Origin of the sequence: uncultured Streptococcus sp. (assembly GCF_963511325.1) — a bacterium.
Taxonomy (GTDB): Bacteria; Bacillota; Bacilli; order Lactobacillales; family Streptococcaceae; genus Streptococcus.
In genome coordinates this window covers 55,596-82,356 of the sequence record NZ_CAUPII010000005.1, presented here as the reverse complement: position 1 = coordinate 82,356, position 26,761 = coordinate 55,596, and the positions used below count along the sequence as shown (strand labels likewise).

25 protein-coding genes and 1 pseudogene are annotated in these 26,761 nt (G+C 40.6%); 24 read left to right on the top strand and 2 right to left on the bottom strand.

Annotated features, from left to right (window positions below):
• Window positions 1-29 precede the first annotated feature (29 nt).
• The 12 genes from rlmD (at window position 30) to whiA (ending at window position 12,579) form a co-directional block, all read left to right on the top strand.
• Window positions 30-1,397 (top strand): 23S rRNA (uracil(1939)-C(5))-methyltransferase RlmD, encoded by a 1,368-nt coding sequence (rlmD, locus tag RQ973_RS02975; RefSeq protein ID WP_311522706.1) that lies wholly within the window; start codon window positions 30-32, stop codon window positions 1,395-1,397.
• A gap of 117 nt (window positions 1,398-1,514) precedes the next feature.
• On the top strand, window positions 1,515-2,273 hold the full coding sequence (gene tpiA, locus RQ973_RS02970) for a triose-phosphate isomerase (protein WP_075232122.1): 759 nt from the start codon (window positions 1,515-1,517) through the stop codon (window positions 2,271-2,273).
• Between the two features lie 231 nt (window positions 2,274-2,504).
• Window positions 2,505-4,241, top strand: a complete 1,737-nt coding sequence (locus RQ973_RS02965) for an ABC transporter ATP-binding protein (RefSeq protein ID WP_311522705.1) — start codon at window positions 2,505-2,507, stop codon at window positions 4,239-4,241.
• A 10-nt stretch (window positions 4,242-4,251) separates the two neighbouring features.
• Window positions 4,252-6,033, top strand: a complete 1,782-nt coding sequence (locus RQ973_RS02960) for an ABC transporter ATP-binding protein (protein ID WP_311522704.1) — start codon at window positions 4,252-4,254, stop codon at window positions 6,031-6,033.
• A gap of 149 nt (window positions 6,034-6,182) precedes the next feature.
• Window positions 6,183-6,701, top strand: coding sequence for a Dps family protein (locus RQ973_RS02955; protein ID WP_311522703.1), 519 nt, complete (start codon window positions 6,183-6,185; stop codon window positions 6,699-6,701).
• Window positions 6,702-6,828: 127 nt separating this feature from the next.
• Window positions 6,829-7,335 (top strand): dihydrofolate reductase, encoded by a 507-nt coding sequence (locus RQ973_RS02950; RefSeq protein ID WP_311522702.1) that lies wholly within the window; start codon window positions 6,829-6,831, stop codon window positions 7,333-7,335.
• Between the two features lie 201 nt (window positions 7,336-7,536).
• Window positions 7,537-8,769 (top strand): ATP-dependent Clp protease ATP-binding subunit ClpX, encoded by a 1,233-nt coding sequence (gene clpX, locus RQ973_RS02945; RefSeq protein ID WP_006152251.1) that lies wholly within the window; start codon window positions 7,537-7,539, stop codon window positions 8,767-8,769.
• Window positions 8,770-8,777: 8 nt separating this feature from the next.
• Window positions 8,778-9,365 carry a ribosome biogenesis GTP-binding protein YihA/YsxC gene (gene yihA / locus RQ973_RS02940; protein ID WP_006148034.1) on the top strand — a complete coding sequence of 196 codons (588 nt, stop codon included), beginning with the start codon at window positions 8,778-8,780 and terminating at the stop codon, window positions 9,363-9,365.
• A 9-nt stretch (window positions 9,366-9,374) separates the two neighbouring features.
• Window positions 9,375-9,755 (top strand): RidA family protein, encoded by a 381-nt coding sequence (locus RQ973_RS02935; RefSeq protein WP_311522701.1) that lies wholly within the window; start codon window positions 9,375-9,377, stop codon window positions 9,753-9,755.
• A 51-nt stretch (window positions 9,756-9,806) separates the two neighbouring features.
• Entirely contained in the window at window positions 9,807-10,697 is an 891-nt protein-coding gene (rapZ, locus tag RQ973_RS02930; RefSeq protein WP_004252192.1) for an RNase adapter RapZ, read from the top strand.
• Window positions 10,694-11,671 carry a YvcK family protein gene (locus RQ973_RS02925; RefSeq protein WP_001231098.1) on the top strand — a complete coding sequence of 326 codons (978 nt, stop codon included), beginning with the start codon at window positions 10,694-10,696 and terminating at the stop codon, window positions 11,669-11,671. Before rapZ ends, RQ973_RS02925 begins: the two co-directional genes overlap by 4 nt.
• Complete coding sequence (gene whiA, locus RQ973_RS02920; RefSeq protein WP_061863585.1) at window positions 11,668-12,579, top strand: DNA-binding protein WhiA; 912 nt, start codon at window positions 11,668-11,670, stop codon at window positions 12,577-12,579. The genes RQ973_RS02925 and whiA overlap by 4 nt, the downstream gene beginning before the upstream one ends.
• A gap of 33 nt (window positions 12,580-12,612) precedes the next feature.
• Here whiA and RQ973_RS02915 read toward each other — a convergent pair whose 3' ends face one another.
• Window positions 12,613-13,581 carry an NAD(P)/FAD-dependent oxidoreductase gene (locus RQ973_RS02915; protein ID WP_311522700.1) on the bottom strand — a complete coding sequence of 323 codons (969 nt, stop codon included), beginning with the start codon at window positions 13,579-13,581 and terminating at the stop codon, window positions 12,613-12,615.
• Between the two features lie 133 nt (window positions 13,582-13,714).
• Here RQ973_RS02915 and cdaA point away from each other — a divergent pair, with 133 nt between their 5' ends.
• From cdaA to RQ973_RS02855, 12 genes and pseudogenes are all read left to right on the top strand, one after another.
• On the top strand, window positions 13,715-14,572 hold the full coding sequence (gene cdaA, locus RQ973_RS02910; protein WP_311522699.1) for a diadenylate cyclase CdaA: 858 nt from the start codon (window positions 13,715-13,717) through the stop codon (window positions 14,570-14,572).
• Window positions 14,559-15,350, top strand: coding sequence for a CdaR family protein (locus RQ973_RS02905; protein ID WP_311522698.1), 792 nt, complete (start codon window positions 14,559-14,561; stop codon window positions 15,348-15,350). The genes cdaA and RQ973_RS02905 overlap by 14 nt, the downstream gene beginning before the upstream one ends.
• 25 nt (window positions 15,351-15,375) lie before the next feature.
• Window positions 15,376-16,725: a phosphoglucosamine mutase gene (glmM, locus tag RQ973_RS02900; protein WP_311522697.1), complete on the top strand. Its 1,350-nt coding sequence runs from the start codon at window positions 15,376-15,378 to the stop codon at window positions 16,723-16,725.
• Window positions 16,726-16,790: 65 nt separating this feature from the next.
• Complete coding sequence (locus RQ973_RS02895) at window positions 16,791-17,165, top strand: DUF1149 family protein (RefSeq protein ID WP_311522696.1); 375 nt, start codon at window positions 16,791-16,793, stop codon at window positions 17,163-17,165.
• A 3-nt stretch (window positions 17,166-17,168) separates the two neighbouring features.
• On the top strand, window positions 17,169-18,017 hold the full coding sequence (locus tag RQ973_RS02890) for a DegV family protein (RefSeq protein ID WP_311522695.1): 849 nt from the start codon (window positions 17,169-17,171) through the stop codon (window positions 18,015-18,017).
• A 57-nt stretch (window positions 18,018-18,074) separates the two neighbouring features.
• On the top strand, window positions 18,075-18,842 hold the full coding sequence (dapB, locus tag RQ973_RS02885) for a 4-hydroxy-tetrahydrodipicolinate reductase (RefSeq protein ID WP_311522694.1): 768 nt from the start codon (window positions 18,075-18,077) through the stop codon (window positions 18,840-18,842).
• Entirely contained in the window at window positions 18,839-20,038 is a 1,200-nt protein-coding gene (locus RQ973_RS02880) for a CCA tRNA nucleotidyltransferase (protein WP_311522693.1), read from the top strand. The genes dapB and RQ973_RS02880 overlap by 4 nt, the downstream gene beginning before the upstream one ends.
• On the top strand, window positions 20,035-21,903 hold the full coding sequence (locus tag RQ973_RS02875) for an ABC-F family ATP-binding cassette domain-containing protein (RefSeq protein ID WP_311522692.1): 1,869 nt from the start codon (window positions 20,035-20,037) through the stop codon (window positions 21,901-21,903). Before RQ973_RS02880 ends, RQ973_RS02875 begins: the two co-directional genes overlap by 4 nt.
• 270 nt (window positions 21,904-22,173) lie before the next feature.
• A pseudogene (locus RQ973_RS02870) lies at window positions 22,174-22,614 on the top strand (hypothetical protein); the annotation flags it as partial.
• A 122-nt stretch (window positions 22,615-22,736) separates the two neighbouring features.
• Complete coding sequence (locus RQ973_RS02865; protein ID WP_006145170.1) at window positions 22,737-23,249, top strand: adenine phosphoribosyltransferase; 513 nt, start codon at window positions 22,737-22,739, stop codon at window positions 23,247-23,249.
• 192 nt (window positions 23,250-23,441) lie between these two features.
• A complete protein-coding gene (gene metA / locus RQ973_RS02860) occupies window positions 23,442-24,386 on the top strand; it encodes a homoserine O-succinyltransferase (RefSeq protein ID WP_001122704.1) in 945 nt (314 codons plus the stop codon).
• Between the two features lie 8 nt (window positions 24,387-24,394).
• Window positions 24,395-25,075 (top strand): DnaD domain-containing protein, encoded by a 681-nt coding sequence (locus RQ973_RS02855; protein WP_311522690.1) that lies wholly within the window; start codon window positions 24,395-24,397, stop codon window positions 25,073-25,075.
• Window positions 25,076-25,256: 181 nt separating this feature from the next.
• Here the strand turns inward: RQ973_RS02855 and RQ973_RS02850 are convergent, their stop codons facing one another.
• Complete coding sequence (locus RQ973_RS02850; protein ID WP_311522689.1) at window positions 25,257-26,708, bottom strand: alpha-amylase; 1,452 nt, start codon at window positions 26,706-26,708, stop codon at window positions 25,257-25,259.
• Window positions 26,709-26,761: the final 53 nt, after the last annotated feature.

Below are 26,761 nucleotides of genomic sequence, written 5' to 3'. Positions count from 1 at the left end.
ATTGAGAAACTACGTGGTATAATAGACTTATGAATCTAAAAGTCAAACAAAAAATTCCATTAAAAATCAAGCGTATGGGGATTAACGGGGAAGGAATCGGATTTTATCAGAAAACCCTCGTTTTTGTCCCAGGAGCCCTCAAGGGAGAAGATATCTATTGTCAGGTGACTTCTGTTAAGCGTAACTACGTTGAGGCAAAACTGCTTGAGGTTAATAAAAAATCTAAGTTTCGAGTGGTTCCAGACTGTACTATTTATAATGAGTGTGGTGGTTGTCAGATCATGCATCTACATTATGATAAGCAGCTGGAGTTCAAGACAGATCTTCTCCATCAAGCTCTGAAGAAATTTGCCCCTGCTGGCTATGAAAACTTTGAGATTAGACCAACTATTGGCATGCAGAAACCAAAGTATTATAGGGCTAAACTGCAATTTCAAACACGAAAGTTTAAAGGCCAAGTTAAGGCAGGTTTGTATGCTCAGAATTCCCATTATTTGGTCGAGTTAAAGGACTGTCTGGTTCAAGATAAGGAGACACAAGCTATTGCCAATCGCATTGCTGAACTCTTGACTTACCATCAAATTCCGATTACAGATGAACGGAAAATTCTTGGAGTTCGGACCATCATGGTTCGTCGAGCACGGAAAACTGGGCAAGTTCAGATTATCATTGTGACCAATCGCCAATTGAATTTGACTCAATTTGTGAAGGACCTAGTCAAGGATTATCCTGAAGTAGTGACTGTCGCAGTCAATACCAATACTGCTAAAACTAGTGAAATTTATGGGGACAAGACTGAGATTATTTGGGGTCAAGATAGTATAGGCGAGGGAGTCCTAGACTATGAATTTTCTCTATCGCCACGAGCTTTTTATCAGCTTAATCCTGAACAGACTGAAATTCTCTATAGTGAAGCCGTAAAAGCATTGGACGTGACTGAGGATGACCATCTGATTGATGCTTATTGTGGTGTTGGGACCATAGGTTTTGCCTTTGCAAAAAAAGTCAAAAGTTTGAGAGGGATGGATATTATCCCAGAAGCTATTGAGGATGCCAAAGAAAATGCTAAGCGTATGGGGTATACCAATACCCACTATGAAGCAGGAACTGCAGAAGAAATTATCCCTCGTTGGTACAAGGAAGGCTATCGTGCCGATGCCTTGATTGTGGACCCGCCACGTACAGGTTTAGATGACAAACTCTTGGATACCATCGTCACATACGCTCCTGAAAAGATGGTCTACGTTTCCTGCAATGTGTCTACCTTGGCGCGTGATTTAGTCCGATTGCTAGAGGTTTATGACCTGCATTATATCCAGTCCGTTGACATGTTTCCACACACGGCTAGAACAGAAGCAGTGGTCAAATTAACGAGGCGCAAGCCAGCTTTTAAATAGAAATGGCAACTGGAAAGTTTTTGAAAAGAAGACTTCTAGTTACAGAGTAAGATTTGCAAGCTATCTATAAATATGATAAAATAAGTAGAAAATAAAATGAAAAAAGAGGTATGTGAAATGTCACGTAAACCATTTATCGCTGGTAACTGGAAAATGAACAAAAACCCAGAAGAAGCAAAAGCATTCGTTGAAGCTGTAGCATCAAAACTTCCTTCAGCAGACCTTGTTGAAGCAGGTATCGCAGCTCCAGCTCTCGATTTGACAACTGTTCTTGCTGCTGCTAAAGGTTCAAACCTTAAAGTTGCTGCTCAAAACTGCTACTTTGAAAATGCTGGTGCTTTCACTGGTGAAACTAGCCCACAAGTTTTGAAAGAAATCGGTACTGACTACGTTGTTATCGGTCACTCAGAACGTCGTGACTACTTCCACGAAACAGACGAAGATATCAACAAAAAAGCAAAAGCAATCTTTGCTAACGGTATGCTTCCAATCATCTGTTGTGGTGAAAGCCTTGAAACTTACGAAGCTGGTAAAGCAGCAGAATTCGTAGGTGCTCAAGTTTCAGCTGCTCTTGCAGGATTGACTGCAGAACAAGTAGCTTCATCAGTTATCGCTTATGAGCCAATCTGGGCTATCGGTACTGGTAAATCAGCTTCACAAGACGATGCACAAAAAATGTGTAAAGTTGTTCGTGACGTTGTAGCAGCTGACTTTGGTCAAGAAGTAGCTGATAAAGTACGTGTTCAATACGGTGGTTCAGTTAAACCTGAAAACGTTGCAGAATACATGGCTTGTCCAGACGTTGACGGAGCTCTTGTTGGTGGTGCATCACTTGATCCAGAAAGCTTCTTGGCATTGCTTGACTTTGTAAAATAAGCCTTAAATATCTGAGACAGACAGTTCCCCCCTCTCGAGGTTTTGGCTGCCTGTCTTCTTTTTAGTAAAATGGCGTGCGAAAGCACGCTCTTTTCTGCATTTTATACTCAATGAAAATCAAAGAGCAAACTAGGAAGCGAGCCGCAGGCTGTACTTGAGTACGGCAAGACGAAGCTGACGTGGTTTGAATTTGATTTTTGAAGAGTATTAGAAGAAAAAGAAAGGAGAATCATGCTGTATATTTGGTCTTATCTCAAACGCTATCCCAAGTGGTTAGTGTTAGACTTTCTCGGGGCAATTTTCTTTGTCATTGTCAATCTAGGTTTACCAACAGTTTTGGCCCGCATGATTGACCAGGGAATCAACCAAGGTGACCAGGATAAACTCTATTTTTGGGCCATCATCATGTTGGTTATTATCGTCTTGGGAACATTTGGGCGGGTTGTTCTAGCTTATGCTGCTAGTAAATTGACCACGAATATGGTTAAGGACATGCGGGATGATGTCTATGCAAAGCTGCAAGAGTATTCTCATCACGAATATGAACAAATTGGTGTTTCTTCATTGGTGACTCGTATTACTAGTGATGCCTTTGTCCTTATGCAGTTTGCGGAACAAACGCTTAAGTTGGGTGTTATCACTCCTATGATGATGCTATCGAGTATTCTCATGATTTTCTTGACCAGTCCTTCACTAGCTTGGATTGTGGCTTTTTCCGTTCCTTTTCTAGCTGTAGTAGTCATTTATGTGGCGGTGAAAACGCGTCCCTTATCTGAAAAACAACAGAAAACTTTGGATAAGATTAACCAGTATGTCCGTGAAAATTTGATGGGGCTACGAGTGATTCGTGCCTTTGCTCGTGAAGATTTTCAAGAAAAACGTTTCGAAGAGAAAAATGCAATCTATGCGGATAATTCAAATCGTTTGTTCAAATTGACTGGTTTGACAGAACCGCTTTTTGTGCAAATCATTATTGCTATGATTGTAGCTATCGTTTGGTTTGCTTTGGATCCTCTCAAACTGGGAAGTTTGCAGATTGGGGATTTGGTGGCCTTTATCGAGTATAGTTTCCACGCTCTCTTGTCCTTCCTTTTCTTGTCAAACCTCTTTACCATGTACCCTAGAACGGCCGTATCCAGTGAACGCTTGAAGGAAATCATGGATATGCCCATTTCCATTGATCCAAATGAGGACGGAATTCAAGAAACAGAAACACATGGTTACTTAGAATTTGATAATGTGACCTTTGCCTATCCTGGTGAAACGGAAAGCCCTGTTTTGCATAATATTTCCTTTACTGCTAAACCGGGAGAAACCATTGCTTTTATCGGTTCGACTGGGTCAGGTAAGTCTACTCTGGTTCAGTTAATTCCACGTTTCTACGATGTTACACTGGGGAAAATTAAGGTCGATGGTGTTGATGTCCGAGATTACCGTCTCAAATCACTCCGCCAGAAAATTGGATTTATTCCCCAAAAAGCCTTGCTCTTTACAGGAACTATCGCAGACAATCTCCGTTACGGGAAAGAGGATGCCAGTCATGAGGATTTGCACCAAGCAGCTGATGTAGCTCAAGCCAAAGACTTTATCGAAAGTCGAGAAGAAGGTTTTGCGACTCATCTGGCTGAAGGGGGAAGCAACCTATCAGGTGGTCAGAAACAACGCTTGTCGATTGCTCGAGCAGTCATCAAGGGTCCAGATATCTATATCTTTGACGATTCTTTCTCAGCCTTGGATTACCGTACAGATGCAATCTTACGACGTCGTCTCAAGGAAGTGACGCAAGATGCTACGGTATTAATTGTCGCGCAGCGTGTTGGAACTATCATGGATGCTGACCAGATTATCGTCCTTGATAAGGGTGAAATCGTTGGTCGTGGCCGTCATCAAGAATTGATGGAAACCAATGATATCTATCGAGAAATTGCTGAGTCGCAGCTGAAAAATGCGTCTCTGACAGAAGAATAGGAGGTAAAGGATGAAACAACAATCTAGTCTAGCTCGTCTATGGAGCTATTTAAAAGCCTACCGATTCTCTGTTTTCTTTGCAGTCTTCTTGAAAATAGTCAGCGTTATTATGAGTGTCATCGAGCCTTTCGTATTGGGGCTTGCCATCACAGAATTAACTAGCAATCTCCTTGCTATGGCAAATGGTGTTGCAGGAGCAGGGATTAATACCAGCTATATCGCAGTGATTCTGGCGATCTATCTCTTGCGTGGCCTTTTTTATGAGTTGGGTTCTTATTACTCAAACTACTTCATGACCAATGCTGTCCAGTCTATGATACAGGATTTGCGAAATGAAATGAGCGAAAAAATCAACCGCATCCCTGTGTCTTACTTTGACAAACACCAATTTGGAGATTTGCTGGGACGTTTTACTAGTGATGTAGAGACCGTATCTAATGCACTCCAACAATCCTTCTTACAGATTGTTAATGCAGTCTTTACCATTATTTTTGTTATGGGAATGGTCCTCTATCTAAATCTTCAGTTGGCTATCATTGTTATCTTGTCGATTCCGATTACTTATTTTGGTGCTAAAACGATTCTGAATCGTTCGCAGCCGTACTTTAAACAGCAAGCAGCTATATTGGGACGTATGAATGGATTTGTACAGGAAAACTTGACAGGTTTTAATGTTTTAAAACTTTTCGGACGTGAAGAAAACTCTCAAGAGAGATTTGAAAAGATTACGGATGAATTACAACAAGTCGGATTCAAGGCTAGCTTTATTTCAGGATTGATGATGCCTGCCCTTCATATCGTGTCTGATTTAACCTATCTGATTGTTGCAGTATTAGGTGGATTGCAGGTTATTGCAGGGCGCTTGACGATTGGTAATATGCAAGCTTTCGTTCAGTATGTGTGGCAAGTCAGCCAGCCGATCCAAAATATCACTCAATTAGCTGGGCAAATGCAAAGTGCTAAGTCTTCGCTTGATCGTGTCTTTGAAGTTTTAGATGAACAGGAAGAAGTCCAAACTGCTGAAGTGAAAGAACTAGCACCATTGACAGGTCAAGTTAGCTTCAAGAATGTCGATTTCCAATATGTGGAAAACAAACCATTGATTCGCAATTTTAACTTAGATGTTGAACCTGGAGAGATGGTAGCCATCGTAGGACCAACTGGAGCAGGTAAAACAACCTTGATTAACCTTCTCATGCGTTTTTACGATGTGACAGCTGGTGCTATTTTAGTGGATGGTCAAGATATTCGTGACCTGTCTCGTCAGGACTATCGTCGACAATTTGGGATGGTTCTACAGGATGCCTGGCTCTATGAAGGCAGTATCAAGGAAAATCTTCGCTTTGGAAATCTTGAGGCAACAGATGAAGAAATCGTTGAAGCTGCTAAGGCGGCCAATGTTGACCACTTTATCCGCACCCTTCCTGGTGGCTATAACATGGAAATGAACCAAGAGTCAAGTAATATTTCTCTTGGGCAAAAACAGTTGTTAACTATCGCGCGTGCTCTCTTGGCTGATCCAAAAATTTTAATCCTTGATGAAGCGACCTCATCAGTCGATACTCGTTTAGAACTCTTGATTCAAAAGGCTATGAAACGTTTGATGAAGGGGAGAACAAGTTTTGTCATTGCCCATCGACTTTCGACTATTCAGGAAGCTGACAAAATTTTGGTGCTGAAAGATGGGCAGATAATCGAACAAGGAAATCATGAAAGTCTCTTAGCTGCAAAAGGTTTCTATTATGACCTTTACCGAAGTCAATTCTCTAGTAAAAACAGAGAAAATAGCTAGGATAAATAGCCACTCATTTTCTTAAATTATCAGTCAATTACAACTTTTTTAATATGGGTTAATTTTCTTGCTTTTGTCTACTAGGTGTAGTATACTGAGGTAGTAATCAATAAATATGGTTACAAAAATAATATTATGAGGTGAGAAAAATGGTAGAATTGAAAAAAGATGCATTAAAAGATGTAACAACATTATCTAAGACAGCTCCTGAAACGCTAGTAAAAACAAAGGAAGTCTTGAATCAAGCTGTGGCTGACTTGTACGTAGCGCATATCGCTCTTCATCAAGTTCACTGGTACATGCGTGGACGTGGTTTTATGGTATGGCATCCTAAGATGGATGAATACATGGATAGCCTTGATGGTTACCTTGATGAAATCAGCGAACGCTTGATCACTCTTGGTGGCAAACCATACTCTACTTTGACAGAATTCCTTCAACACAGTGAAATCGAAGAAGGTGTTGGAGAATTCCGCAACGTAGAAGAAAGTTTGGAACGTGTCCTTGAGATTTATCGTTACCTTATCACTCTTTTCCAAAAAGCATTGGATGTAACAGATGAAGAAGGTGATGATGTAACCAATGATATCTTCGTTGGTGCTAAAGCTGACCTTGAAAAAACTGTCTGGATGCTTGCAGCAGAATTAGGACAAGCACCTGGTTTGTAAGATACATTATTTTTCTAAAAATCCGTAGAAGTTTTCTACGGATTTTTTCTATTCAGGAGGGCATTCCAAAACAGTCTTTTTTGAAGATTTTTGATAAAATAGAACTATCAATGAAAAGGATGAAAGCATGACAAAAAAAATCGTAGCCATCTGGGCTCAAGATGAAAAGGGTGTAATCGGAAAAGAGGATCGCTTGCCATGGCATTTGCCTGCAGAGTTAAAGCATTTTAAAGAAACAACCTTGAATCATGCCATTTTAATGGGACGTGTAACCTTTGATGGAATGGGACGACGTTTGCTTCCAGGACGTGAGACCTTGATTTTGACACGCAATCCCGAAGAGTCAATTGAAGGAGCACTGGTTTTCCAAAATGTTGAGGATGTTTTAGACTGGTATCATCATCAGGCTAAGAATCTCTATATCCTTGGTGGCAAGCAGATTTTTCAGCTTTTTGAACCTTATCTCGATGAGATTATTGTGACACAAATTCATGCTCAAGTTGAAGGGGATACCTATTTCCCAGAAGATTTTGACTTGACTGTTTTTGAGACTGTTGCAAGCAAATCTTATTCCAAAGATGAGAAAAATGTCTATGATTTTACCATCGAATATAGAAAGAGAAAGGAAGTCTAATGGAGCGCAGTATTTTTGGTTTTTTTACAGCTCTTTTGTGTGCTGTCTGTCTTGTAGCTGGAACACACGCTTTTCGTAAAAAGCGCTTTGGACTTGCTACTCTGCTTTGGCTAAATGCTTTCACAAACTTGGTGAATAGCATTCATGCTTTTTATATGACCTTATTTTAGATAGAATGAATAGTTAGAACGGAAGGGAATCATGTCTACAAATAGGAAAAATGATATGATGGTTTATTGCTCATTTTGTGGCAAAAGCCAAGAAGAAGTTAAAAAAATAATTGCTGGGAACAATGCCTTTATCTGTAATGAATGTGTAGAGTTGGCTCAGGAAATTATTCGTGAGGAGTTGGCTGAGGAAGTTTTGGCGGACTTGTCTGAGGTACCAAAACCAATCGAACTCTTAAACATTTTGAACCACTATGTGATCGGTCAAGATCGTGCTAAACGTGCTTTGGCAGTGGCTGTATATAACCACTACAAACGCATCAATTTCCATGACACTCGTGAAGAAACTGAAGATGTTGATTTGCAAAAATCAAACATTCTAATGATTGGCCCAACTGGATCAGGGAAGACTTTCCTTGCTCAGACTCTTGCTAGAAGTTTGAATGTACCGTTTGCTATTGCTGATGCAACAGCTCTTACAGAAGCAGGCTATGTAGGTGAGGACGTGGAAAACATTCTTCTCAAACTCTTGCAGGCAGCTGACTTTAACATTGAACGAGCAGAGCGTGGGATTATCTACGTAGACGAAATCGACAAGATTGCTAAGAAGAGCGAGAATGTTTCTATTACACGTGATGTTTCTGGTGAAGGTGTGCAACAAGCACTCCTCAAGATTATCGAGGGAACTGTAGCTAGCGTCCCTCCTCAAGGTGGACGCAAACATCCACAACAAGAAATGATTCAAGTAGATACCAAGAATATCCTCTTCATCGTGGGTGGTGCCTTTGATGGAATCGAAGAAATTGTCAAACAGCGTCTTGGTGAAAAAGTTATCGGTTTCGGACAAAATAGCAAGGCTATTGACGAAAACAGCTCATACATGCAAGAAATCATTGCAGAAGATATTCAGAAATTCGGTATTATTCCTGAATTAATTGGACGCTTGCCTGTCTTTGCAGCCTTGGAGCAGTTGACAGTGGATGACTTGGTTCGCATTTTGAAAGAGCCAAGAAATGCCTTGGTTAAACAATACCAGACCTTGCTTTCATATGACGATGTAGAGCTTGAATTTGACGATGAGGCTCTCCAAGAGATTGCTAACAAAGCCATCGAACGTAAAACTGGAGCACGTGGTCTTCGCTCAATCATCGAAGAAACCATGTTAGATGTTATGTTTGAAGTTCCAAGTCAAGAAAATGTGAAAACTGTCCGTATCACAAAAGAAGCAGTTGATGGAACAGCTAAGCCAATCCTAGAGACAGCCTAGAGGTGACTATGGAAATCAATACACACAATGCTGAGATTTTACTGAGTGCTGCCAATAAGTCCCACTATCCGCAGGATGAACTTCCTGAAATTGCTCTTGCAGGGCGCTCAAATGTTGGTAAATCGAGCTTTATCAATACCATGCTCAATCGTAAAAATCTAGCTCGTACCTCTGGAAAACCAGGGAAAACACAACTACTTAATTTCTTTAATATTGATGATAAGATGCGTTTTGTAGATGTGCCTGGTTACGGTTATGCCCGTGTGTCCAAAAAGGAACGCGAAAAATGGGGACGCATGATTGAGGAGTACTTAACCACTCGAGAAAATCTTCGAGCGGTTGTCAGTCTTGTTGACCTTCGCCATGATCCGACGGCTGATGATGTGCAGATGTACGAATTTCTTAAATATTACGAGATTCCTGTCATCATTGTAGCGACCAAGGCAGACAAGATTCCGCGTGGGAAATGGAACAAGCACGAATCAGCCATTAAAAAGAAATTAAACTTTGATCCAAGTGATGACTTTATCCTCTTTTCATCCGTAACAAAAGCAGGAATGGACCAGGCTTGGGATGCTATTTTAGAAAAATTGTGAGGAATACATATGGCAAAAACAATTCATACAGATAAAGCTCCAAAGGCAATAGGACCTTACGTTCAAGGAAAAATCGTTGGGAACCTTTTGTTTGCTAGCGGTCAAGTTCCTTTATCTCCTGAAACTGGAGAAATCATAGGAGAAACGATTCAAGAACAGACTGAACAAGTTTTGAAAAATATTGGAGCTATTTTGGCAGAAGCAGGTACAGATTTTGACCATGTGGTCAAAACAACTTGCTTTTTGAGTGATATGAACGACTTTGTACCTTTCAATGAGGTATACCAAACAGCCTTTAATAAGGAATTTCCAGCTCGTTCAGCTGTGGAAGTAGCTCGTCTTCCTCGCGATGTAAAAGTCGAAATTGAAGTCATCGCAGAGATTGGATAAGCTATTAGAAGTTTGGTTTTTCCAAACTTCTTTTGATATAAGGAGACAATGATGACAAAGAAACAACTTCACCTGGTGATTGTGACAGGAATGAGTGGTGCAGGAAAAACTGTAGCCATTCAATCCTTTGAGGATTTAGGATATTTTACCATTGATAATATGCCGCCTGCTCTCTTACCAAAATTTTTGCAGTTGGTTGAGACCAAGGATGATGACCACAAGTTAGCCCTAGTGGTTGATATGCGTAGCCGTTCTTTCTTCTCAGAAATTCAGGCTGTCTTGGATGAATTGGAAAATCAAGATGATTTAGACTTTAAAATCCTCTTTTTGGATGCAGCAGATAAGGAATTGGTGGCACGCTATAAGGAAACTAGAAGAAGTCACCCTCTGGCAGCAGATGGTCGTATCTTGGACGGGATCAAGTTGGAACGCGAACTTTTGGCACCCTTGAAAAATATGAGTCAAAACGTAGTAGACACAACAGAGTTAACTCCCCGTGAACTTCGTAAGACGATTGCAGAGCAATTTTCAGATCAAGAACAGGCTCAGTCCTTCCGTATTGAGGTTATGTCTTTCGGGTTTAAATATGGCATTCCAATTGATGCTGACTTAGTTTTTGATGTTCGTTTCCTACCAAATCCTTACTATCTACCAGAACTTCGCAATCAGACAGGTGAAGACCAGGCCGTTTATGACTATGTTATGAATCATGAGGAATCTGAAGATTTTTACCGCCATTTGTTGGCCTTGATCGAACCAATCCTACCTGGCTATAAAAAAGAGGGCAAATCAGTTTTAACCATTGCTGTAGGTTGTACAGGTGGACAACACCGAAGTGTTGCATTTGCCAAACGCTTAGCCAATGATTTGTCTAAGAATTGGTCTGTAAATGAAAGTCATCGTGATAAAGACCGAAGAAAGGAAACGGTAAACCGTTCATGAGAAAACCAAAAATTACGGTGATCGGTGGAGGAACTGGAATACCAGTTATTTTAAAAAGTTTGCGGGAAAGAGATGTCGACATTGCAGCCATTGTAACCGTCGCTGATGACGGAGGTTCATCAGGTGAACTGCGTAAAAATATGCAGCAGTTGACACCACCTGGGGATTTACGCAATGTACTTGTTGCCATGTCAGATATGCCAAAGTTCTATGAGAAGGTTTTTCAATACCGCTTTTCGGAGGATGCAGGTGCTTTTGCTGGACATCCTCTGGGGAATATTCTCATAGCAGGGCTTTCTGAAATGCAGGGTTCAACCTATAATGCTATGCAATTACTGAGTAAATTTTTTCATACGACAGGTAAGATTTATCCATCTAGTGATCATCCCTTAACCTTGCACGCAGTCTTTAAAGATGGTTCAGAAGTAGCTGGGGAAAGTCACATTGCAGACCATCCAGGCATGATTGATCATGTTTACGTCACCAATACCCTGGATGATGAAAAACCACAAGCAAGTCGTCGAGTTGTGAATACCATTCTTGAGAGTGATATGATTGTCTTAGGGCCTGGTTCACTCTTTACCTCCATTTTGCCGAATATCGTCATTGAAGAGATTGGAAAAGCCCTTCTTGAAACCAAAGCAGAGGTGGCTTATGTTTGCAATATCATGACCCAGCGTGGCGAGACAGAGCATTTCACAGACAGTGACCACGTAGAAGTCTTGCAACGTCATTTGGGTAGACCATTTATTGATACTGTGCTTGTTAATATCGAGAAGGTACCTAGAGATTATATGGATACCAACCGTTTTGATGAGTATTTAGTACAGGTTGAGCATGATTTTGAAGGCTTACGTAAGCAAGTCCCACGTGTCATTTCATCCAACTTCCTACGTTTGGAAAATGGTGGCGCCTTCCACGATGGGGATTTAATCGTTGATGAATTGATGCGCATCATACAGGTGAGAAAATGAGTTTCACAGTAGCAGTAAAAGAAGAAATCCTAGGTCAGCACCATCTGAGTCGCTATGAGTTATCAGCCATTATCAAGATGTCTGGAAGCGTAGGTTTGTCGAGTTCTGGCTTAACCTTGTCCGTTGTTACAGAGAGTGCCAAGCTTGCCCGCCATCTCTATGAATCTTTCTTACACTTCTATGGCATCAAGTCGGAGATTCGTCACCACCAGAGAAGTAATCTACGGAAAAATCGCGTCTATACTGTATTTACTGATGAGCGAGTCCAAGAACTTTTAGCGGATTTACGTTTGGCTGATTCTTTCTTCGGCCTGGAGACAGGGATTGATCCAGATATTTTAGGAGATGAAGAAGCAGGACGTGCCTACCTCTGTGGAGCCTTCTTAGCGAATGGCAGCATTCGTGATCCTGAGTCAGGCAAGTATCAACTGGAAATTAGTTCAGTTTATCTAGATCATGCCCAAGGGATTGCTTCGCTTTTGCAGCAGTTTTTGTTAGATGCCAAGGTGATTGAACGAAAAAAAGGTGCAGTGACCTATCTCCAGCGAGCAGAAGATATTATGGATTTCCTGATTTTGGTGGGAGCTATGCAGGCACGTGATACTTTTGAAGGTGTCAAGATTCTCCGAGAAACTCGAAATGATCTCAATCGTGCTAATAATGCAGAGACAGCTAATATTGCACGTACGGTTTCTGCAAGCATGAAAACCATTAATAATATCAGTAAAATCAAAGATAGAATTGGCTTGGATAATCTGCCAGCAGATTTGCAGGAAGTCGCCCGTCTGCGTATCCAGCATCCAGACTATTCTATTCAAAAGTTGGCAGATAGTCTGACAAATCCCTTAACCAAAAGTGGTGTCAATCATCGCTTGAGAAAGATCAACAAAATCGCAGAGGAATTGTAAAAACCACGAATCGCATGATTCGTGGTTCTTTTCTTATAGACTTGTAGAGTGTTTTGGTTGAACTTTTTGTTCTGGGTCAATGTAGTTAATGGCATTGTTGACAGCAGTTGGTGCTTCCCCAAGACCTGTCGCAATCAAGTCAATCTTACCTTCGTAGTAGCAGCAGTCACCGATAGCGTAAATTCCAGCTTGGCTTGACTCTTGCTTGCTATTGACGATAATCTTGTGGCGGTTCAGTTCTAATCCCCATTTTTTAAGATTACCTACAGAAGATTTAAAGCCATAGTTGACAAAGAGGTGGTCCAATTCAATGCTTTCAGTCTCATCGAATTTAACTTTTGTAATTTCAAGCTTGTCTAAAGTTTTTCCATCTCCAAGAAGTTGACTCGGCACAAATGGTGTTTTGATAGTCACAGAAGACTCTTGCAAGGCTCGGACGCTATGCTCAAGTGCACGGAAGTTATCGCGACGGTGAACAAGTGTAGTTGGAGCAATCTTTTCAAAAGCTAAAGCCCAGTCAACGGCTGAGTCACCACCACCCAGAATGGTTACCTTCTGACCAGCATATTGTTGAATGTTAGAAACGTGGTAGTGGATATTGTCATAGCCTTCAACACCTTCTAATTCGAGTGGACGAGGTTTAAAGGCACCACCACCCATAGCAATAATTACGGTTTTAGAAGTATGATTTCCCTTATTGGTTGTAATCTTAAAAACATCATCCTCTTTTTCAATCTCAAGAACAGTTTCATTGAGGTGAACAGGGGTATCAAAACCTTCTAATTGTTCTAACAAGCGACTAGTCAATTCTTCGCCAGTAAGATTTGGAAAACCTGGGACATCAAGAATTTGTTTTTCAGGATAAAGGATGGCAGGTTGCCCCCCTAGTTGAGGAAGAGAGTCGATGATTTGGACCTTGGCCTGGCGTAGATGAGCATAGAAGGCTGCGAAGAGACCAACAGGACCACCTCCTACAATGGTAATATCAAATAATTCAGACATGATTTCTCCTTAATAATTTCTATTTTCTTATTCTATCATATTTTCTGCTAATGTAAAATGAAGTAGGATGAAGAAAATTTTCATATAAAATGATATAATGAAGAGTAGCTTTTTTATGGAGAGGAGGCCTAGAATGAATTTTCAGCAATTATCTAATCTTCAATACTGGTCTAGTTTATTTTCCAGTCCTTGGAGTATTCTGATAAATGTGATTGATATTCTTATCGTTGCCTATATCTTATACCAATTTACAAAATCAATTGCAGGAACCAAGATTATGATCCTGGTTCGAGGCGTTCTAGTCTTTATCTTAGCTCAGATAGCAGCTAATACCTTGGGCTTGACGACTATTTCCTGGTTGATCAATCAATTGATTACTTACGGGGTTATTGCAGCGGTTGTTATTTTCTCTCCAGAAATTCGGACAGGTTTAGAGCGATTAGGACGTGCGACTGATTTCTTTTCAAGTACACCAATGAGTTCAGAAGAACAGATGATTCAGGCCTTTGTTAAAGCAGTTGAATATATGAGCCCGCGAAAAATTGGAGCACTTGTATCAGTTCAGCGTGTCAGAACCTTGCAGGAATATATTTCCACGGGGATTCCTTTAGATGCTAAGATTTCTGCAGAACTCTTAATCAATATCTTCATTCCAAACACACCTTTACATGATGGTGCAGTCATTATAAAAGGTGATCGAATAGCTGTAACATCTGCTTATCTTCCGCTTACTGAAGCCACTGGTATTTCTAAGGAGTTTGGAACGCGACATCGTGCAGCCATTGGTTTATCTGAGGTTTCTGATGCTCTCACTTTTGTGGTATCAGAGGAAACTGGAGGTATTTCCATTACCTATAATGGTGTCTTTAAGCATGATTTAACGATGGAAGAATTTGAGGAAGAGCTACGTCGTATACTGATTCCGGAAAATTCACAAGAGCCAAGCTTAACAGAGCGTATATTAGGAGGCTGGAAGAATGAAAAAAAATAGTTTATATATCATCTCCTCACTCCTCTTTGCTTGTGTTTTATTTATCTACGCTACCTCTATTAATTACCAAAATAATAATAATGCAAGACCGGCTCGAACAGAAACCTATACCAATACAGTCGTAAATGTACCGATTGATATTCAGTACGATAGTGAGCAGTATTTTATTAGCGGTTTTAGTTCAGAAGTAACGGTATTTTTAACTGGATCTAATCGAGTGACCTTGGCTAGTGAGATGCAAGAAAGCACTCGTAAATTCAAGGTTATTGCAGATTTGACACAAGCTACCGAAGGAACCATTGAAGTTCCCTTGACCATTGAGAATCTTCCAAGCGGTTTAACAGCCCTAGCAACACCACAGAAAATCACCGTTAAAATTGGGAAGAAGGCAACACGGGATAATTTACCAGTCACTCCACAGATTGACTCTGGTAAGGTTGATGAACGAATTCTCATCGATAGTGTGACTGTTTCAGATGAACGCGTTTCGGTTACTAGTGATGCTGATACCTTATCCAAGATTGATAAGATTGTGGCTGTTTTACCAACTAGTGAAAAAATTACAGGAAATTATACGGGTTCAGTTCCTCTACAAGCTATTGATAAGAATGGAACAGTTTTACCAACGGTGATTAAACCGTATGAAACAACCATGAAGATAACAACGAAACAAGTTCGATCAGCAAGTAGTTCTAGCTCATCAACGACAAGCTCATCTTCGGGCAGTTCGTCTTCAACTGGTTCTGAAACCAAGCCAGACTCTTCAAAAAAAGATTAATAAAACAATAGAAAAGGATAAAAAAATGGGTAAATATTTTGGAACGGACGGAGTCCGTGGAGAAGCAAACGTAGAATTAACTCCAGAATTAGCTTTTAAATTGGGACGTTTTGGAGGTTATGTCCTCAGTCAACATACGACTGAAGCACCGAAAGTGTTTGTAGGACGTGACACTCGTATCTCAGGTCAAATGCTTGAAGCAGCGTTGATTGCTGGTCTCCTTTCAGTCGGAATTCACGTTTATAAGCTTGGAGTTCTTGCAACACCAGCAGTAGCTTACTTGGTGAAAACTGAGGGAGCCAGTGCAGGTGTCATGATTTCAGCAAGTCACAACCCAGCTCTTGATAACGGAATTAAATTCTTTGGTGGTGACGGCTTTAAACTAGACGATGACAAAGAAGCAGAAATCGAAGCCTTGCTTGATGCAAGTGAAGATACTCTTCCACGTCCAAGTGCAGAGGGCTTAGGTACGGTTGTAGACTACCCAGAAGGTTTGCGTAAATATGAAGCCTACCTCGTTTCAACTGGAACTCCTCTTGAAGGGATGAAGGTTGCCTTGGACACTGCTAACGGAGCAGCTGCAACAAGTGCTCGTCAAATTTTTGTAGACCTAGGTGCTCAATTAACAGTTATTGGTGAAACACCAGATGGTCTTAACATCAACTTGAACGTTGGTTCAACTCATCCAGAAGCCTTACAAGAACTTGTGAAAGAAAGCCAGTCTGCCATTGGTTTAGCCTTTGATGGGGACAGTGACCGTTTAATTGCTGTTGATGAAAATGGCGACATCGTCGATGGTGACAAGATTATGTACATTATCGGGAAATACCTCTCTGAAAAAGGTCAATTGGCTCAAAATACAATTGTGACAACCGTTATGTCTAACCTTGGTTTCCATAAGGCCTTGGATCGTGAAGGGATCAATAAGGCAGTTACTGCTGTTGGAGACCGCTATGTCGTTGAAGAAATGAGAAAATCTGGCTACAATCTCGGTGGTGAGCAGTCAGGTCACGTTATCTTGATGGACTATAATACTACTGGTGATGGTCAGCTTTCAGCAGTTCAATTGACCAAGATCATGCAAGAAACAGGTAAGAGTTTGTCTCAATTGGCCTCAGAAGTGACCATTTACCCACAAAAATTAGTCAATATCCGTGTGGAAAATGCCATGAAAGAAAAAGCTATGGAAGTGCCAGCAATCAAGGCTATTATCGAGAAGATGGAAGCAGAAATGGCAGGCAATGGTCGCATCCTCGTTCGCCCAAGTGGAACGGAGCCACTCTTGCGTGTCATGGCTGAAGCACCAACCACTGAGGAAGTAGACTACTATGTAGACACTATTGCTGAAGTTGTTAAAACTGAGATTGGTATTTAGTAAATCTAGCAGAAAATAAAAAAATATGGTACAATGGCAACTATATTGTACCAATGGAGATGAAAATGAATTTAAAACGTGAACAAGAATTTGTCAGCCAGTATCACTTCGATGCGCGTAACTTTGAATGGGAAAATGAAAATGGAGCACCTGAAACTAAGGTAGATGTAAACTTCCAGTTGCTTCAGCATGATCAAGAAAATCAAGTTACCTCTTTAGTAGTTGTTTTGAGCTTTATGATTGTCTTTGATCGATTTGTCATTAGCGGAACGATTTCTCAAGTCAACCATGTTGAAGGTCGTATTATCGATCAACCAAGTGATTTCAGCCAAGAAGAGGTTGAGACACTAGCTCGTCCATCTTTGGATATGCTTAATCGTTTGACTTATGAAGTAACAGAAATTGCCCTTGATATACCGGGAATTAATTTGGAGTTTTAAGAAATGAAATTAGCGGTCATAACAGACTCGTCTGCTTTTCTACAAGCGGAAACCTTGCGGAAAGAAGATTTATTTGTGCTAGACATTCCTGTGAATATCGATGGACAGGAGTATGTTGAAGGTGTAAATCTAACCGCTCAAGAATTTTATGAAAAAATGGCTTCAGCAAGCGAACTGCCAAAAACGAGCCAACCAAGTATTGCCAAGTTAGATGAAATTTTATCATCATTAAAAGCTAAAGGCTATACACATGCCTTGGGTCTTTTCCTATCTTCTGGAATTTCAGGGTTTTACCAAAATATCCAATACATGAAGGATGAGTTTGAAGGTTTGACCATTGCTTTTCCTGATACTCGAATTACAAGTGCACCACTAGGTTTCATGGTGGAAAGTGTGTTTCAATGGTCTGAGCAGGGAGATGATTTCCAGTCTATACTAGATAAGTTAACAGAACAGATTGAAAATACCTCAGCCTTTATTATGGTGGATGATCTTGACCATCTGGTTAAGGGGGGACGTCTTTCAAATGGTGCGGCCATTTTAGGGAATCTCCTTAGTATCAAGCCAATCTTATACTTCAATGACCAGGGTGTGATAGAAGTATATGAAAAGGTTCGTACAGAGAAAAAGGCTACCAAACGCTTGGTTGAAATTGTTAAAGAAGCAACCGCTAATGGGAATTACCAGATTACTGTCATTCACGGGAATGCTCCTCAAAAAGCAGCAGATTTACGTCAACTTTTGATCGATGGTGGAGTGGCTACAGATGTTTCAATTGCAACCTTCGGTAGTGTTATTGGGACTCACCTGGGAGAAGGAAGTATTGCTTTGAGCTATACACCCATAATCTAGACTATTTTTTAGGGGCAACTAAGGTCCTTTGTATCTTAAACAGGAGTAGAGATTGAGATGAGTATTCGAGTAATTATTGCTGGTTTTAAGGGGAGAATGGGACAATCTGCTTGTCAGATGGTTTTGTCTGATCCTGAACTTGAACTAGTAGCAGTATTGGATCCTTTCGAAACTGCAACAGAATGGCAGGGAATTCCTGTATTCAATGATAAGGATGACTTGGCAGGTTTTGAGGCAGATGTATGGGTGGACTTTACAACACCAGCTGTTGCCTATGAGAATACCCGTTTTGCGCTTGAAAATGGCTTTGCACCTGTCGTTGGAACAACAGGTTTCACTAGTCAAGAGATTAAAGAACTAAAAGAATTTTCTCGTTCTAAAAATTTGGGTGGCTTGATTGCTCCTAACTTTGCCTTGGGTGCTGTCTTACTCATGCAATTTGCGACACAAGCTGCAAAATACTTCCCAAATGTAGAGATTATTGAGCTTCACCATGACAAGAAAAAAGATGCTCCTAGCGGAACAGCTATCAAAACAGCGGAATTGATGGCAGAAGTTCGTGAGTCTATCCAACAAGGTGCTAGCGATGAGGAAGAACTCATTGCAGGTGCACGTGGAGCTAATTTTGATGGCATGCGAATCCATTCGGTTCGTTTGCCAGGTTTGGTAGCTCATCAGGAAATCATCTTTGGCAATCAAGGAGAAGGATTGACCCTACGTCATGACTCCTATGATCGCAGCTCCTTCATGACAGGGGTGAATTTGGGAATCAAAGAAGTTGTCAAGCGTCATGAGCTTGTCTATGGATTAGAACACTTATTATGAGATTAACACAAATGCCTTCTGAATTTCAGAAGGCTTTACCAGTATTAGAAAAAATTAAAGAGGCAGGCTTTGAAGCCTATTTTGTTGGAGGCTCTGTTAGGGATGCCCTACTCAATCGTCCCATCCATGATGTGGATATTGCGACGTCATCTTATCCAGAGGAGACCAAGCAGATTTTTCCACGGACAGCTGACATTGGCATTGAGCATGGAACCGTCTTGGTTTTAGATGGAGATGAAGAGTACGAAGTGACCACTTTTCGAACAGAAGATGTCTATGTAGACTATCGTAGACCAAGTTCAGTTTCTTTTGTTCGTTCACTTGAAGAGGACCTCAAACGACGTGATTTCACAGTTAATGCCTTTGCCTTAGATGAGATGGGCGAAATCATTGATTTGTTTGATGGTTTGAGAGATCTAGAAAATCAAGTCCTGAGAGCAGTTGGTATAGCTAGTGAACGTTTCAATGAAGACGCGCTACGCATCATGCGTGGATTTCGTTTCCAAGCCAGTCTTGGTTTTGAACTCGAGCAAGAAACCTTTGAAGCGATGAAGACCTTAACGCCACTCTTAGAGAAAATTTCTGTGGAACGTACTTTTGTTGAATTTGATAAACTTCTTCTGGCTCCTCATTGGCGAGTAGGTCTGTCATCTATGATTGCAAGTAAAGCTTATGATTATCTTCCAGATATGGCTGGTAGTCAGGACAAACTCCAATCTTTGTTTGACTTAGAGGCTGATTTTACCTTTGAATCTTCTGAACAAGCCTGGGCAGCACTTTTATGGGTTTTAGAAGTGAAAGATGCCCAACAATTTTTGAAACATTGGAAAACTTCGCGTCAATTTGCTAAGCAGGTTCAAGATTTGTTGCTCATTTTGGCTTTGCGTGAAGAAGGCGAATTAAGTAAACGTGATTGTTATCGTTTTGATCTAGATTTGCTTTTACAGGCTGAAAATCTTCGTCAGGCTCAAGGAAAAGAAGTCAATCCACAGGCTATTACAGAGACTTACCACAGCCTAACCATCCATGATAAGAAAGAAATTCAAATCAATGGTGGGATTTTGATCAAGGAATACGGCTATCAACCAGGACCAGAAATGGGAGAAATTTTAGCAGAGATTGAGTATGCTATTGTGGATGGAGATTTGGCAAATAACTTGGAAGCTATTCATGCCTACTTGAGGGAGAAAAAATGAGTGATTTTATTGTTGAAAAACTGAGTAAATCCGTAGGAGACAAGACTGTCTTTAAGGATATTTCCTTTATCATCCATGACTTGGACAGAATCGGTCTTATCGGCGTCAATGGAACTGGAAAAACGACTCTTTTAGATGTTCTTTCAGGAGTTTCAGGTTTTGATGGTGACGTAAGCCCTTTTTCGGCAAAAAATGATTACAAGATTGGCTATTTGACTCAGGACCCAGATTTTGATGATAGCAAGACTGTCTTGGATACTGTTCTATCGAGTGATTTGAAAGAAATCCAGTTGATCCGTGAGTATGAATTGCTTATGCTCAACTACAGTGAGGACAAGCAGGCCCGTTTGGAACGTGTCATGGCCGAGATGGATTCTCTCCAAGCTTGGGAAATTGAGAGTCAGGTCAAGACCGTTCTCAGCAAGTTGGGAATTCAGGATTTATCAACTCCCGTTGGAGCCCTTTCAGGTGGTTTGCGAAGACGGGTTCAGTTGGCGCAAGTACTTTTGGGCAACCATGACCTCTTGTTACTAGATGAACCAACCAACCACTTGGATATTGCCACCATTGAGTGGCTAACCCTCTTCTTGAAAAATTCCAAGAAAACAGTGTTATTTATCACCCACGACCGTTACTTCCTAGATGCGCTTTCAACGAGAATTTTCGAGTTGGACAGAGCTGGTTTGACCGAATATCAAGGAAATTACCAAGATTATGTTCGTCTCAAGGCTGAACAGGATGAGCGCGACGCAGCGCTTCTTCACAAAAAGGAACAGCTTTACAAGCAAGAATTGGCCTGGATGAGACGCCAACCGCAGGCTCGTGCAACCAAGCAACAGGCACGCATCAATCGATTCCATGACTTGAAAAAGGAGGTTTCTGATACTAGTGTTGAGACAGACTTGAGCATGAATTTTGAAACTAGCCGTATCGGTAAAAAGGTCATCGAGTTTAAGGATGTTTCCTTTGCCTATGAAAATAAGCCCATTTTACAAGACTTTAATCTCTTGGTGCAGGCTAAAGACCGTATCGGAATCGTTGGTGATAACGGTGTTGGAAAATCAACCCTACTCAACTTGATTGCAGGAAGTCTTGAACCGACAGCAGGACAAGTTGTGATTGGTGAAACAGTTCGCATCGCCTATTTCTCTCAACAAATCGAAGGTCTGGATGAAAGCAAGCGAGTTATCAATTACCTGCAAGAAGTGGCAGAAGAGGTTAAAACTAGCAGTGGCTCTACGACATCTATCGCGGAGTTATTAGAACAGTTCCTTTTCCCACGTTCAACGCACGGTACCTTGATTGAGAAACTGTCTGGTGGAGAGAAGAAACGCCTGTATCTCCTCAAATTGCTCTTGGAAAAACCCAATGTGCTTCTATTGGACGAGCCGACAAATGATTTAGATATTGCGACCTTAACTGTTCTAGAAAATTTCTTACAAGGTTTTACAGGTCCAGTCTTAACAGTTAGTCACGATCGCTATTTCCTTGATAAAGTTGCGACTAAGATTCTTGCTTTTGAGAATGGTAGCATTCGTCCTTTCTTTGGGCATTATACCGACTACCTAGATGAAAAAGCCTTCGAAGCAGAAGCGACAAATCAAGTTCAAAAGGCTGAGAAGGAAAAAGTCGTCAAAGTCCGTGAAGAAAAGAAACGCATGACCTACCAAGAAAAGCAAGAGTGGGCAAGTATTGAAAGTGATATCGAAGCCTTGGAAAACCGTATCTCTGTCATTGAAGAGGAAATGCAGGCCAATGGCTCGGACTTTGGGAAGCTAGCTACTCTTCAAAAAGAGTTAGATGAAAAGAATGAAGCCTTGCTTGAAAAATATGAACGCTATGAATATTTAAGTGAGTTAGCTTAATGGAAGAAAAAATTATCAAATGGAGCAGTAAGAAAATCATTTGGACTATCGTTCTCTGCTTAGTTGAGTTAGCTTTTCTTCTTTGGATCCTATCTTTTATGATGACCTATCCCAAGGAAGCACCTTTGGGAATGGTGGCATTAATACTCTTTGTCTTATTCTTATACTCTTCGAAAATCAAATTCAAACCGCGTCAACGTCGCCTTGCCGTACTCAAGTACAGCCTGCGGCTAGTTTCCTAGTTTGCTCTTTGATTTTCATTGAGTATGAATCATCATTGTTGGATGGATTTTGTATGAACGTTTGCGACTTCTTTTTTCAGATAAAGAGTATTTGAAATGTACGGCCAAAGGTTTTTCCTATAAGCCATATCCTCAAAAAGATTGGCAGTTTTATTCCTGGGGGCAAGTAGAAACATTTGCTCTAATGAGAATCAAGGGTGGTAGAAGTTCAAGGGATTTTTATACTATTGAAGTTCATTTTTATGACAAGGATTTTATAAAACCCAACTCTTTATGGAATCGTCTACGAAGTAGATTTTTGACTGCAAAGCAAGCAAATGTTTTGAAAATCCCAATCTATTTGCTGGATGTTGGTTTACCGCGCAGAGTATTTGAAACCATGTCCTACTTTGAGCGAGAGTGGCGAATCCAACAAAATCGTCAACGCAATCAAAACTCTAAAAGCAAAAAGAAGGAAAGATTTCATTAAACGAGCAATAGTTATAGATTTGATTAGAAGCCTTGGACTCAGTTTCCAGGGGTTCTTTCTATTTCTCTTTTCTAAGATTTATGGTATAATAGGGAGTAAAAACTTAAAAAGAAAGAAATGCTATGAACTTAAAAGATTACATTGCAAGTATTGAAAATTATCCACAAGAAGGAATTACATTCCGTGACATTAGCCCCTTGATGGCCAACGGCAATGCCTACAGCTATGCTGTTCGTGAAATTGTTCAATATGCTACTGACAAAAAGATCGATATGATCGTAGGACCAGAAGCGCGTGGATTTATCGTTGGATGTCCAGTCGCTTTTGAGTTGGGAATTGGTTTTGCACCTGTGCGTAAACCAGGAAAATTGCCACGCGAAGTTATTTCAGCTGACTACGAAAAAGAATATGGAGTTGATACTTTGACTATGCACGCAGATGCTATCAAACCAGGTCAACGTGTTCTGATCGTAGATGACCTTTTGGCAACAGGTGGTACTGTGAAAGCAACCATCGAAATGATTGAAAAACTTGGTGGTATCGTAGCTGGTTGTGCCTTCTTGATTGAGCTTGATGAGCTTAAAGGCCGTGAAGCTATCGGAGATTACGATTATAAAGTGCTTATGCATTATTAATGAAAAACAGTCCCTAGGGCTGTTTTCTCTTCATCTGATATAAAAAAAGGCTATATCTAGTTAGAGAAAAACTATAATTGAAAACTATATCTTCTTACAGTATAATAAAGGGAAGGACTTTCGTCAGCTGATTTTTCATTTGACGACTGTATGTTCGTTTGAGCCTAGAATTGATACAGTGAGGAGATTTCCATGCCGATTCGAATTGATAAAAAATTACCAGCAGTTGAGATTTTACGAACGGAAAATATTTTCGTCATGGATGACCAGCGGGCGGCTCATCAGGATATTCGACCACTGAAAATCCTGATTTTAAACTTGATGCCACAGAAGATGGTTACAGAGACTCAGCTTTTACGACATTTAGCTAATACTCCTTTGCAGTTAGATATTGATTTCTTATATATGGAAAGTCATCAGTCGAAAACAACTCGTTCTGAGCATATGGAGACTTTTTATAAGACCTTCTCGGAAGTTCAAGACCAGTATTTTGATGGCTTGATTATCACAGGAGCGCCGGTTGAGCATCTTCCTTTTGAAGAAGTGGACTATTGGGAGGAATTTACTCAGGTCATCGATTGGTCAAAGACACATGTCTTTTCAACCCTGCATATTTGCTGGGGAGCACAGGCTGGCCTCTACTATCGTTACGGCGTAGATAAACACCAGATGGCTCAAAAGCTTTCGGGAATTTATCCTCAGGATGTTTTAAAAGAAGGTCATCTTTTGCTGAGAGGTTTTGATGATTTGTATGTGTCTCCTCATTCTCGTCATACAGAAATTCTCAAAGAAGACATTGTAAATAAAACCAATCTAGAGATTTTAGCATCTGGAAAAGAGGTGGGAATCTCTATCCTTGCAAGCCGAGATTTAAGAGAAGTTTATAGCTTTGGGCATTTAGAGTATGATCGTGATACCCTAGCGAAAGAATATTTTAGAGATCTAGATGCTGGTTTAGATCCCCATATACCAGAAAATTATTTCAAAAATGATGATATCCATGAACTTCCTTGTATGCGTTGGAGTTCCTCAGCAGCTCTCTTTTTCAGTAACTGGGTAAATTATGCAGTTTACCAAGAAACCCCTTTTGAGTGGAAGAGTGCAGAAGAAGATGTATCTCATTTTGGATATTTATAAGAGGAATTATGACATATTTAGATGCTTTTAAATCAGGGAACTTGGTATTACCAAGTGCTCTGCTCTTAAACTACAATCAACTGTTTTCATCAAGCGATGATTTCTTAGTTTGGCAATTCTTTTATCTACAAAATACAACAGCTTTAGGGGAATTGTCCCCAAGCCAGATTGCTGAGAAAATTGGCAAGCAAGTCTTTGAAGTTAATCAAGCGATTTCGCGTTTGACAGAAAAAGGTTTACTTCAATACCGAACCATTGAACTCAATGGTGAGATAGAAGTGATTTTTGATGCGACTTTAGCTTTAGAGCGCTTAGACCAACTTTTTGAAAAGCAAGAACCTAGCCAAGCGCTACCCGCTAAAAATGATTTGAAAGACTTGGTGGAAACCTTCCAACAAGAGCTAGGTCGTCTCTTAAGTCCTTTTGAAATCGAAGATTTAGAAAAGAGTTTGAAAGAAGATGGAACCAGTGCGGACCTGATTAAAGAAGCCCTACGTGAGGCTGTTTTGAATGGAAAACCAAATTGGAAGTACATCCAGGCTATCCTAAGAAACTGGCGTCATGAAGGTATTAAGAGTGTAGTCCAGGTAGAGGCTAAGCGTCAGGAGAGAGAAGCGACTAATCCTCAAAATGTTCAAGTTTCTGCAGATTTTCAAAATGCTATGGATCTTTGGAAAGACCAATATTAAGTATTGATAATAGAAAAAATGCCTACAGGCTAGAAAGAAAATCTAGCTTGTAGGCATTTTTTGTGTGTTTTATACTCAATGAAAATCAAAGAGTAAACTAGGAAGCGAGCCGCAGGTTGCTCAAAACAATGTTTTGAGGTTGCAGATGGAAGCTGACGTGGTTTGAATGAGTATTAATTGATTAGTTAGTCAGTCCCCATACACTAAGCGAGCGTTCTGTAATTGGGAAATCTCCATAACCTTCAGCATTAATAGTTACTTGGTCAGGATGATTTCCTAGTAAATCAACAAAGGTTTGGTCAGTCCATTCTTGACCGACGAACATGGTTTTAGAGTTTGCTTGGGCATTAGAAATCACGATGGCAAGTGGTGATTTATTTTCAGCTCCTGAACGGACCCAACCGATACAATTAGGGTCATCAAAGTAGTCCGTTTGCTCTCCGTAAGCCAACTCTTTTCGAATAGCTAGCAAACGGTCAAGAACATCTTTGAAATCTTGCTGAGCATATTGACCAGAAATACCGTAGTAGTCTCCATAAAAGACACATGGGAGCCCCTGCTCTCGCAAAAGAATGAGGGCGTAGGCTGCTGGTTTAAACCATTCTTCAACAGTGGATTCAAGAGCTTGGCCACGTTGAGTATCATGATTATCGACAAAGGTTACAGCTCGGTCTGGATTGAATTGAACCAGACTATCATCAAAGATGGTTGTTAAATCATAGTCTTCTCCAGCCTTGCTTGCTTCAAAGAGATTTTGGTGAAGGCGAACATCGACAAGATCAAAGCGCTCTTCAATCTTTTCAAGGTAATCCAGATTTGCTTCCTTGTCTGGATTCCAGAATTCTCCAAAGACATAGAAATCTTGACCATATTTTTCTTTGATATCGCGAATGAAGTTGCGCATAAAGAAAGAGTCAATGTGTTTAACTGCATCCAAACGGAAACCAGCTACACCAGTCGTTTCCATAAACCAATCTGCCCAATCGTAGATATTTTTTATCACTTCAGGATGTTTGAAATCTAGATCGGCATACATGAGATAGTCGTAATTGCCATTCTCATTGTCGACTAATTCTTCATGAGCCCAGCCTTTGTTGTCTCCCTGTATCAGATAGATACCAGACTTACGGCGTTTAGCATCATAGTCAGTTCCAGTAAAGTGGTACCAGTGCCAGTGGAAGTCATTGTAGGTGTTTTGTCGTCCGTCAAAGGTAAAACCAGTCCAGCCATTGATGGTAAAAGGTTCTCCTAGTTCCACAGTTCGATCTTCTGGATCCACTTCTATTACTTGGAAAGATTCTAAATGGTCAGCGGCTGCCTTATGATTTAAGACGATATCAGCCATTGGTTGAATCCCATGAGATTTTAAAGTTTGGATGGCATGAAGATAGTCTTCTTTAAAGCCATACTTAGTACGTACAGTACCCTTCTGATTAAATTCTCCAAGGTCAAACAAGTCATAGACGCCATAGCCAACATCCTTTTCATTTGTTGCTTTAAAAGCAGGGGGCATCCAAATGTGACTAATACCTAAGTTGGCTAGGTGTTCAGCATCGTCAGCTAGGCGTGTCCAGTGATTTCCATCGTGGGGGAGATACCACTCAAAATATTGCATTAGGGTTTGATTTTTCATAGTTGATCCTCTTACTTACAGTGATGAGAATTATTGTAGCATAAAGCCAAAGA

Coding starts and splice junctions, on each gene's coding strand:
- rlmD (WP_311522706.1), top strand. CDS start 30: ATGAATCTAAAAGTCAAACAAAAAATTCCATTAAAAATCAAGCGTATG.
- tpiA (WP_075232122.1), top strand. CDS start 1,515: ATGTCACGTAAACCATTTATCGCTGGTAACTGGAAAATGAACAAAAAC.
- RQ973_RS02965 (WP_311522705.1), top strand. CDS start 2,505: ATGCTGTATATTTGGTCTTATCTCAAACGCTATCCCAAGTGGTTAGTG.
- RQ973_RS02960 (WP_311522704.1), top strand. CDS start 4,252: ATGAAACAACAATCTAGTCTAGCTCGTCTATGGAGCTATTTAAAAGCC.
- RQ973_RS02955 (WP_311522703.1), top strand. CDS start 6,183: ATGGTAGAATTGAAAAAAGATGCATTAAAAGATGTAACAACATTATCT.
- RQ973_RS02950 (WP_311522702.1), top strand. CDS start 6,829: ATGACAAAAAAAATCGTAGCCATCTGGGCTCAAGATGAAAAGGGTGTA.
- clpX (WP_006152251.1), top strand. CDS start 7,537: ATGTCTACAAATAGGAAAAATGATATGATGGTTTATTGCTCATTTTGT.
- yihA (WP_006148034.1), top strand. CDS start 8,778: ATGGAAATCAATACACACAATGCTGAGATTTTACTGAGTGCTGCCAAT.
- RQ973_RS02935 (WP_311522701.1), top strand. CDS start 9,375: ATGGCAAAAACAATTCATACAGATAAAGCTCCAAAGGCAATAGGACCT.
- rapZ (WP_004252192.1), top strand. CDS start 9,807: ATGACAAAGAAACAACTTCACCTGGTGATTGTGACAGGAATGAGTGGT.
- RQ973_RS02925 (WP_001231098.1), top strand. CDS start 10,694: ATGAGAAAACCAAAAATTACGGTGATCGGTGGAGGAACTGGAATACCA.
- whiA (WP_061863585.1), top strand. CDS start 11,668: ATGAGTTTCACAGTAGCAGTAAAAGAAGAAATCCTAGGTCAGCACCAT.
- RQ973_RS02915 (WP_311522700.1), bottom strand. CDS start 13,581: ATGTCTGAATTATTTGATATTACCATTGTAGGAGGTGGTCCTGTTGGT.
- cdaA (WP_311522699.1), top strand. CDS start 13,715: ATGAATTTTCAGCAATTATCTAATCTTCAATACTGGTCTAGTTTATTT.
- RQ973_RS02905 (WP_311522698.1), top strand. CDS start 14,559: ATGAAAAAAAATAGTTTATATATCATCTCCTCACTCCTCTTTGCTTGT.
- glmM (WP_311522697.1), top strand. CDS start 15,376: ATGGGTAAATATTTTGGAACGGACGGAGTCCGTGGAGAAGCAAACGTA.
- RQ973_RS02895 (WP_311522696.1), top strand. CDS start 16,791: ATGAATTTAAAACGTGAACAAGAATTTGTCAGCCAGTATCACTTCGAT.
- RQ973_RS02890 (WP_311522695.1), top strand. CDS start 17,169: ATGAAATTAGCGGTCATAACAGACTCGTCTGCTTTTCTACAAGCGGAA.
- dapB (WP_311522694.1), top strand. CDS start 18,075: ATGAGTATTCGAGTAATTATTGCTGGTTTTAAGGGGAGAATGGGACAA.
- RQ973_RS02880 (WP_311522693.1), top strand. CDS start 18,839: ATGAGATTAACACAAATGCCTTCTGAATTTCAGAAGGCTTTACCAGTA.
- RQ973_RS02875 (WP_311522692.1), top strand. CDS start 20,035: ATGAGTGATTTTATTGTTGAAAAACTGAGTAAATCCGTAGGAGACAAG.
- RQ973_RS02865 (WP_006145170.1), top strand. CDS start 22,737: ATGAACTTAAAAGATTACATTGCAAGTATTGAAAATTATCCACAAGAA.
- metA (WP_001122704.1), top strand. CDS start 23,442: ATGCCGATTCGAATTGATAAAAAATTACCAGCAGTTGAGATTTTACGA.
- RQ973_RS02855 (WP_311522690.1), top strand. CDS start 24,395: ATGACATATTTAGATGCTTTTAAATCAGGGAACTTGGTATTACCAAGT.
- RQ973_RS02850 (WP_311522689.1), bottom strand. CDS start 26,708: ATGAAAAATCAAACCCTAATGCAATATTTTGAGTGGTATCTCCCCCAC.